The 8,058-nt window shown below is 55.9% G+C and carries 7 protein-coding genes; all 7 read right to left on the bottom strand.

Features of this window, described 5'->3' with window-relative positions:
• Nucleotides 1-21 precede the first annotated feature (21 nt).
• On the bottom strand, nucleotides 22-960 hold the full coding sequence (locus tag AN476_RS21745; protein WP_054463861.1) for a carbohydrate kinase: 939 nt from the start codon (nucleotides 958-960) through the stop codon (nucleotides 22-24).
• On the bottom strand, nucleotides 957-2,483 hold the full coding sequence (locus AN476_RS21740) for a mannitol dehydrogenase family protein (RefSeq protein ID WP_054463860.1): 1,527 nt from the start codon (nucleotides 2,481-2,483) through the stop codon (nucleotides 957-959). The genes AN476_RS21745 and AN476_RS21740 overlap by 4 nt, the downstream gene beginning before the upstream one ends.
• On the bottom strand, nucleotides 2,483-3,484 hold the full coding sequence (locus tag AN476_RS21735) for an ABC transporter ATP-binding protein (protein ID WP_054463859.1): 1,002 nt from the start codon (nucleotides 3,482-3,484) through the stop codon (nucleotides 2,483-2,485). Before AN476_RS21735 ends, AN476_RS21740 begins: the two co-directional genes overlap by 1 nt.
• Before the next feature lie 9 nt (nucleotides 3,485-3,493).
• Nucleotides 3,494-4,327 carry a carbohydrate ABC transporter permease gene (locus tag AN476_RS21730; protein ID WP_054463858.1) on the bottom strand — a complete coding sequence of 278 codons (834 nt, stop codon included), beginning with the start codon at nucleotides 4,325-4,327 and terminating at the stop codon, nucleotides 3,494-3,496.
• A gap of 10 nt (nucleotides 4,328-4,337) precedes the next feature.
• A complete protein-coding gene (locus AN476_RS21725; protein WP_054463857.1) occupies nucleotides 4,338-5,276 on the bottom strand; it encodes a carbohydrate ABC transporter permease in 939 nt (312 codons plus the stop codon).
• A 148-nt stretch (nucleotides 5,277-5,424) separates the two neighbouring features.
• Nucleotides 5,425-6,711 carry a sugar ABC transporter substrate-binding protein gene (locus tag AN476_RS21720; RefSeq protein WP_054463856.1) on the bottom strand — a complete coding sequence of 429 codons (1,287 nt, stop codon included), beginning with the start codon at nucleotides 6,709-6,711 and terminating at the stop codon, nucleotides 5,425-5,427.
• 113 nt (nucleotides 6,712-6,824) lie between these two features.
• Nucleotides 6,825-7,856, bottom strand: a complete 1,032-nt coding sequence (locus AN476_RS21715) for a LacI family DNA-binding transcriptional regulator (RefSeq protein WP_054463855.1) — start codon at nucleotides 7,854-7,856, stop codon at nucleotides 6,825-6,827.
• Nucleotides 7,857-8,058: the final 202 nt, after the last annotated feature.

Here is an 8,058-nt window from a genome sequence, read left to right as displayed (position 1 = left end):
CTTCTTACGAGACCCCATTCCCTAGACCAACTCAAGTACTTCCGGCGCCCAAGGCGGGTTTGCTCCCTTACGGGACACTGAAATTCCGGCGACTTTTGACGCGAAAGTCAAAGCTGACCTCAATATCTCAGGAGTGATGTGCGGGAGTATCTCAACATCCAACTTTCCAAGCTCCCTGAGTTTGCACAAGAAACCAGCGTTGAAGGTGTCGCCTGCGCCAACCGTATCGACAATATCAACGGATTCGGTCGCGACTGCGACCTCCGTGCCATTGGGAAGATAGGCAAGCGCACCAGCGGATCCGCGCGTTGCGACCACGAGGCGCGGGCCATGGGTCATCAACATCGCGGCTTTTTCCGCCGACGGCATGTTCGCCGGAATTAGCCAGTCCAGATCCTCGTCGGAAACTTTGATGATATCAGTCTGTGCCAGCATTCGGTTCAGACGCGCACGGTAACGTTCCTGATCTGCAATGAAGGCTTCGCGGATATTGGGATCCAACATGACCACGCGATCACGCTTTTCCCGCTCTAACAGGGTGGCATAGGTCTCGGCGGCGGGCTCTACGGCAAGGCTGATGCCGCCAAAAAACAGCGCACTGACATGCGCAGGCACTCTTGGCAAATCGGAAAGCTGCAGCATGCGACCGGCTGAGTTTTCATCCAGGAAACTGTAGCTGGCCTGGCCATCCTCCAGCCGAACAAATGCCAATGTTGAAGGGCGGCTCGACACCGCGGACAGAGATAAATCCACATGTGACGCGCGCAGATGCGTGGTCAGTTGCTGGCCAAACATGTCGTCTGACAACCCCGTGAACAGCCCGGCTGGCACCCCCAGACGCCCCAGGGCCACCGCCGTATTCATGACCGCGCCACCGCAATGGGGCACAAACCCCGGGGCGCCTTGCAGTGTAGGTTCGGGGATCATGTCGATGAGGGCCTCACCACAGCATAGGATCATCCTGATGTCTCACTTTTCACGTTCTGAGCCTGCCCTATATAGGCCTCAAGTGCCGCAAGACTGCCTTTGGACCAAATCACCTGCAACCAGCGACAAAAAGCTGGAGCAAAAATGGGATCATCACTCAGGGTGTCATAGATATGTCTCTGCTCGAGCCAGGCCTCTGGCCGTCTGGCGCTTTCTTGTGCAATTGCAGACAGGTATTGCCAATTGGGATCATTGCTCTCGACGATTGTCCAATCCTCTCGCACACCGGCACACATGCGTGCCCAAAAGGCCTCAACCAGGGCCAGTCCCTCGACAGAGCCCCCCCTGTTCAGGGCATTCCGAATGATCGGCAGGATGAATTCGGGATGGCGCGAGGATCCATCAAAAGCCACCCGACGTGTTGTGTCGCGAATTTCCGGGTTTGAAAATCGTTGGGCAATCAAGCTGACATATTGCGTCGCTGTCATACCTGGCACCTGAGAGACATAGGGCACGATCTCTTCGTGTTCGACTTTGTGGAAAAACTGCGAAATCAGCGGATGTGCCATACATTCTGCGATGGTCTGGACGGACAACTGCTCGCCGACATTGGCCAGAACCTGGTGGCCGGCATTCAGAATGCGAATCTTCATCGCCTCATAGGCATGGACATCGGGGGTCAGAATGACACCAACCTTTTCAAAATCCGGACGACCCGCGCAGAAATCATCCTCGATCACCCACTGTCGGTAACTTTCATGTGTCACAGGGGCTGCGTCATTGATCCCAAATCCCTGCGCCAAAGAAATCTCGTTGGGACCGGTTGCAGGGACGATACAATCCACCATGGAGTTTGGAAAACTGCAGTGACTTTCAATCCAGGAGGCAAGGTCTGGATCGACCTGTTGGGCGAAAGACAGGACGGCTTGCTTGGCAATTTTGCCGTTGCCTCGGAGATTGTCGCAGCTGAGGAGAGTGAAAGGCCCGGTGCCAGCCACCCGGCGCGCCGAAAGCGCTGCCACGATGGCGCCAAAAACGGTTCTTGGGGTGCCTGGCGCGTCAAGATCATGCTGGATCTCTGGATGTTCGAGGTCCAGCCCGTCGCCGTTGGGAGAGATGAAATATCCGCCCTCCGTGATGGTCAGCGACACGATCCGAATGGCGGGATCAGCCAATTGACGCACAAGGGCGGTGTTTGTGGGCTCGATCGGCAGGTAGTCGATCATCGAGCCTATGACCTCGGCGGACTTCCCCGTGGGCGAGAGCTCAATCAACGTTGTCAGGCAGTTCTGCGCCAACAGGCGGCTGCGCATGTCCTGGTCTTGGGCGCGGACGCCTGCGCCGATGATGGCCCAGTCCTGCGCCTCTCCCTGTTGCATTAGCCGATGAATAAACCAGGCCTGATGCGCGCGGTGGAAATTGCCAAGGCCGATATGTACGATGCCCGGGCGCAGCCCGGCCCGATCATAGGTAGGGCGTACAATGTCAGCGGCAAGCCCGGGAAGGGCCGCGTCAGACAGGGCAACACCCGTCGTATGTAGTGCCGAGGCCGCCATCAGAGCCTCAGACCCTGCGCGTCAAATTTATGGATCTGATCAGCCTGCGGCGTCAGATAGACAGTATCGCCATGTTTAACGGCGATGTCGCCGCTCACACGCACGGTGACCATGTCTGCCACGCCAGTGTCATGCACATGGATAAAGGTGTCCGAACCCAGATGCTCGGCAACGCCGACGCGGCCTTTCCAAGAACCTTTGCTCATGCTGACCACTGTGTGCTCCGGGCGAATGCCAATGGTGGCGGCACCGTGTTTTTCGGCCTCTGTTCCGGTAACAAAGTTCATCTTTGGAGAGCCGATGAACCCCGCCACAAATTCGTTTTGCGGTCTGTGATAGAGATGAAGCGGAGAGCCCACCTGCTCAATCACCCCGGCCCGCAGCACCACGATTTTGTTGGCCATGGTCATCGCTTCGACCTGATCATGGGTGACGTAGATCATGGTGGTCTGCAGACGCTCATGGAGCTCGCCGATCTCCAAACGCATGCCCACACGCAGGGCAGCGTCGAGGTTCGACAATGGCTCGTCAAACAAAAAGGCGGCAGGTTCACGTACAATGGCGCGACCAATGGCAACACGCTGGCGCTGTCCCCCCGAAAGATCGGCGGGTTTGCGATCCAGATAATCCATCAGGTTCAGGGATTTTGCAGCCGTCTCAACACGCTGATCGATTTCAGGCTGCGCCATCTTGGCCATACGCAAAGGAAAGCCGATGTTTTTGCGCACGGACATGTGCGGGTAAAGCGCGTAGGATTGGAACACCATGGCCAACCCACGCTGCGCGGGCGGCACTTGGGTTGCGATGGCGCCGTCGATTTCGATCTCGCCCGAGGTCAGGTCCTCAAGCCCTGCAATCATCCGCAATAAGGTCGACTTTCCGCAACCCGACGGGCCAACAAATACGGCAAATTCACCGTCTTCGATGGTCAGATCCAGCGGTGGGATCACCTGCACATCACCAAAGCTCTTGGTCACGTTTTTGAGTTGAATACGTCCCATTGTGGTTCCTTACTTCACGGCGCCAAAGGTCAAGCCCTGGACAAGTTGTTTCTGGCAAAACCAACCCAGGACCACGATAGGCCCAACGGCGGCTGCGGAGACGGCAGACAGGCGGCCAAAGAACAGGCCTTCCGGGGCACGGTTGCCTTCGATGAGTTTAGACAGTGTCGCTGCATCCGTGGTGGTCAGGCGCACGGTCCAATAGGCTTCGTTCCAGCAGAAGATGAAACAGAGCAGCGCGGTGGAGGCGATGCCGCCCCAGGCCAGCGGGATGAGGATCTCTTTGATCTCGCCCCAGGTGTTGACGCCATCCATCTGACCGGCCTCGATGATATCCTTGGGGATTTCCTTGAAATAGGTGAACAGCATCCAGACCACGATGGGCAGGTTGATCAGGCTGAGCACCAGGATGATCAGAAAATGGGTATCAAACAGGCCAGCGGATTTGGTGATGAAGGTCATCGGATAGAGTACCGCCGCTGCAGGGAGCATCTTGGTCGAGAGCATCCACATTAGAACGTCTTTGGTGGATCGGCTGGGATTGAAAGCCATCGCATAGGCGCAGGGAATGCCGACGCAAAGCGTAAAGGCGGTGGCCAAAACAGCCGTGATGACTGAGTTCTTGGCAAAGCGCCAATAATCGTAGTTCTCGGTCATGTTCAGGTAGTTTTCAAAGGTCGGCGTGAACCAGATCAGATGCTCAGGCTTCACAGCATCGGCGTCGGTTTTAAAGCTGGTCAACACCATCCAGAAGATGGGAAAGAAGAACATCAGCCCCACGCCCCAGGCCAAAACAGGCCGACCAAACTGTGAAAACCTGGAGGATTTTGCAACAATAGCCATGGGTTTTCCTCTATTCCATCAATGTCTTGCCAATCATGCGCAGCAGAAAGATCGCAACGATGTTGGCTAGGATGACTGCAAAGATCCCGGTGGCACTAGCAGCCCCGATATTGTTGTTGGCAAATTCGCCAATCAGATACGGCAGGTTCTTATTGCCGTTACCGCGGCTTACGATTTCGATCTCCGCGTAGAGCGAAAGGTGGAAAATCGCCTGGATCATCACCACAATCGCAATCGGCCGCGCAAGATGTGGCAGCGTCAGAAAGCGGAACTGGGACCAAGTGCTTGCCCCATCCAGGATCGCGGCTTCTTTCTGCTGCTGATCTTCGGATTGCAGCGAGGTCATGAAGATCAGCACGGCAAAGGGTGTCCACTGCCAGGTCACCATGATGATGACGGCATAGGCCGAGGTTTGTGTCGCCCGGAAGGAAATTGGCGCCAGGTCGGGCCAGAGCGAGAAGAACCAGCCCAGCAAGGGGGCATTGCGCAGGCTGTCAAGCAGCTCGTTGATGCTGCCAACGGCGATCCCCTGCAGGCCCAGCACCGGGTCCAGGATCATGTTGATCCAAAGCACCGCGTTTACAGCTGGCATCACAAAGAAGGGAGAGATCAGAAGCACCCGAACGATGCCCTGCCCGGGGAAGGTCTTGTTGATCAGAACAGCGATCAAGATCCCAAGTATTACGGTCAGAAACAGGATGCTACAAACAATGAACAGGCTGTTCTGGATGGCAAACAGGAAGTCTTTGGAGTTGAGAACAAACTCATAATTCCCAAAACCACGCCAGTTGCTCAGGCTCGGGCTTGTCCACTCAGGGCGGCGCAGATTGTTCAGCACGTAGCGGATAAAGGAAAAGTACAGGGTCATTCCCAGGGGAATGAGCATCCACACCAGCAAAAGGAGTACCGCAGGTGTTTGAAGAAGGCGCGGCAGCTTTCTAGCAGACATGGTCCTATCCTCTCAGCAAAACGGGATAATCGTTTCGCATCTGTTGTTTGGGTTGCGATTGCTTGGATGTTAGGCGGTACCAGGGGGATCTAGCAAACCCTGTGGTACATCAAAGCGAGGGCCCGGCCAGACCGAGCCCTCAGTTGTTTTAGTCGTAGTAGCCCGCTTCTTTCATGATCGAATGTGCAGCTTTCTGGGAGGCAGCGAGAGCCTCTTCGACGGATTTTGCACCAGACAGAGCGGCCGCCATTTCCTGTGCAACTGCCGAGCCGACCTCAGGGAATTCAGGAATCGCTGCGAACTGGACGCCTACATAGGGCTTCAGATCCGTCGCTTCTGGGGCGGCGCTGTCAATTGCTGCCAGCTCTGCTGCTGCAAATCCTGCTGCTGCTTGGAATTCTGGGATGGCATAGGTGGAGGCGCGCTGACCCGTTGGGACAGAACCCCAGCCGAAGTCAGGATGCGTGCCAACCGCCTGGACATAGTCCTTGGAAGTGGCCCATTCGATGAATTTACCCGCAGCTTCGGCATTCGGAGACCCGGCCGGAATTGCCATGGCCCAGGCCCAGAGCCAGTTAGAGCCAACCGGGTTGCCGGCGTTGGGGGACTGGGCATAGGCCACGCCGTCTACCTCTAGGAACGAGGCGGCGATAGTGGCGTCGATCCACATCCCGCATTTGCCCTCGTTATAGAGCGCCAGGATTTCATTGAAGGAATTGCCCTCAGAACCTGGAGGGCCATAGTTGCTCAGCAGATCCACATAGAAATTGATTGCGGCATTCCACTCGGCACTGTCCAGAACCGGGCGGTAGTCTGCGTCAAACCAGGCGCCGCCAAAGGAGTTCACAACCGTAGTGATAAAGGCCATGTTGTCGCCCCAACCTGGCTTGCCGCGCAGGCAGGCGCCGTAGACACCATTGTCCGGATCATGGATGGCCGCCGCCGCCGCCTTGACGTTGTCCCAGCTGTCGCTGTCTGTAATCGAAACTCCGGCCGCATCGGTCAAATCCTTGCGGTACATAACCATCGAGGATTCACCGTAGAAGGGCGCGGCATAGAGCTGGCCTTCGTGTGACAGACCATTGCGCATGGCTGGCAGAATGTCATCGACGTCATATCCGGCCGAGAATTTCAGGGGTTCGATCCAGCCTGCCGCGCCCCAGATCGGGGCTTCCTGCATTCCAATGTTGATTATGTCATACTGGCCGCCGCCGGTTGCGGTATCGGATGTGACCTGCTCGCGCAGAACACCTTCCTCCAGCGACACCCAATTCAGCTCAACACCGGTTTCATCGGTGTAGGCTTCCGCAACCTTTTGCATGTTGATCATATGACCGTTGTTCACGATCGCGATTGTCAGTGATTCAGCAGAAGCACCGCCCGCTGCAAAGAGCGCAATGGCAGTGGCTGCACGAAGCGTGCCTTTCCTAAACATCGTCGTCCTCCCAAATTAGATGCTTGCAACTAGCCTATCGCGCCGCGGCAACTTGCGTCAATTTAATTCTTTACGCGCGTAAAGTTATGAATTCAGCATGCGCTACCAGCCGTTTAGGCAGAGGCCCGCATGATCAACCGCCCGTCAAACAGCCGTTCTTGACGCGAATCGTTGGTCTCTTCCGACTCGATCCGGTCCAGCAGGATTGCCGCGCTTGTCTTGGCAATTGCCTCATAGTCCTGTGATACCGTCGTCAAGGTTGGGCAGGTGTATCTGGAAAACGGGTGATCGTCGTGCCCCGCGACCCGCAAATCGCATCCTTCACCAATGCCAACCCGCAATCCAGCTTCAAAGGCCGCAGACAAAAGACCAATGGCCAGGCGATCGTTGCTGCACAAAAGCGTGTTTGTTGGCAGGTTGCGATCGCGTACAACTCGTGTGCCTTCACGAAATCCAATCTCTTCAAACTCCCACCCTTGGCCTTCAGCCTGAATCAGGGCGGGACTATGTCCCAACCTTTCCATGGCTGCGATATAGGCGCTCCGTCGCTTGAACGCATTTGGGTTGCTGGGTGACTTCATCTCAAAAAAGCAGGGCGGCTCACCTGTGCGGCAGAGGTAGTCTACAATCAAGCCAATGCTTTGTGCGTTGTTGGATCCGACAAAGGCCTCTCCGATCCCGTCGATATTGGCATCAAACAGCACGGTCGGTACTTCCCCGCAGAAGGCTTCGATCTTGGCATGATCTGAGGCGCGTCCAAGCGGAGCCAAGAGCACCCCCGCCGGTTTAATACTGCGCAGATTATCCAGATTGGCAATTTCCATCGCTGGACTGCCGTGGGAGCCAAGCAGCACCGGGCGATACCCGGTTTCAATGATGTGCTCTTCGATCGTGCGGGCAATCTTTGCAAAGAAAGGGTCCGCCAAATAGGGCACCACAACGCCGATGTTTTTTGTCAGGCGCCGGTTTTGGTTCACCGCATAAAGGTTGGGCTGATAGTCATATTGCTCTAGTGCTGCCTCAATACGCTGCCGCGTGGAGGTCCGCACGCTGCTGGGGTCGTTGAAAAACTTGGAAAGAGTTGGTCGCGAGATACCACTTACAGATGCGAATTCCTCCATGTTTCTTATTTTTGTTCCAGTCATGTGAACGCCTACAATAGCTTCTCAAGACGCCTTGCAGCTGCACTGCCGACGATTTTGAGACAATAAATACTTTGCGCGCGAAAACAAAGTCCCGTGATTCCAACCTGCCGGAAAAACGCTTTGACAACTCTAATCCTCGTCCCCGGAAATGAGTGCATTAGGCTCAGGACCCATTGATTTATTCTGTGCTTCGTGATTCATT

The organism is Phaeobacter sp. 11ANDIMAR09, assembly GCF_001294455.1.
GTDB lineage: Bacteria > Pseudomonadota > Alphaproteobacteria > Rhodobacterales > Rhodobacteraceae > Pseudophaeobacter.
The sequence above is the reverse complement of the archived record's forward strand: the minus strand, read 5'-3'. Positions and strand labels throughout refer to the sequence as shown.

Bases quoted from the DNA above. Each gene is read 5' to 3' on its own strand.
- AN476_RS21745 (WP_054463861.1), bottom strand. From the start codon at position 960: ATGATCCTATGCTGTGGTGAGGCCCTCATCGACATGATCCCCGAACCT.
- AN476_RS21740 (WP_054463860.1), bottom strand. From the start codon at position 2,483: ATGGCGGCCTCGGCACTACATACGACGGGTGTTGCCCTGTCTGACGCG.
- AN476_RS21735 (WP_054463859.1), bottom strand. From the start codon at position 3,484: ATGGGACGTATTCAACTCAAAAACGTGACCAAGAGCTTTGGTGATGTG.
- AN476_RS21730 (WP_054463858.1), bottom strand. From the start codon at position 4,327: ATGGCTATTGTTGCAAAATCCTCCAGGTTTTCACAGTTTGGTCGGCCT.
- AN476_RS21725 (WP_054463857.1), bottom strand. From the start codon at position 5,276: ATGTCTGCTAGAAAGCTGCCGCGCCTTCTTCAAACACCTGCGGTACTC.
- AN476_RS21720 (WP_054463856.1), bottom strand. From the start codon at position 6,711: ATGTTTAGGAAAGGCACGCTTCGTGCAGCCACTGCCATTGCGCTCTTT.
- AN476_RS21715 (WP_054463855.1), bottom strand. From the start codon at position 7,856: ATGACTGGAACAAAAATAAGAAACATGGAGGAATTCGCATCTGTAAGT.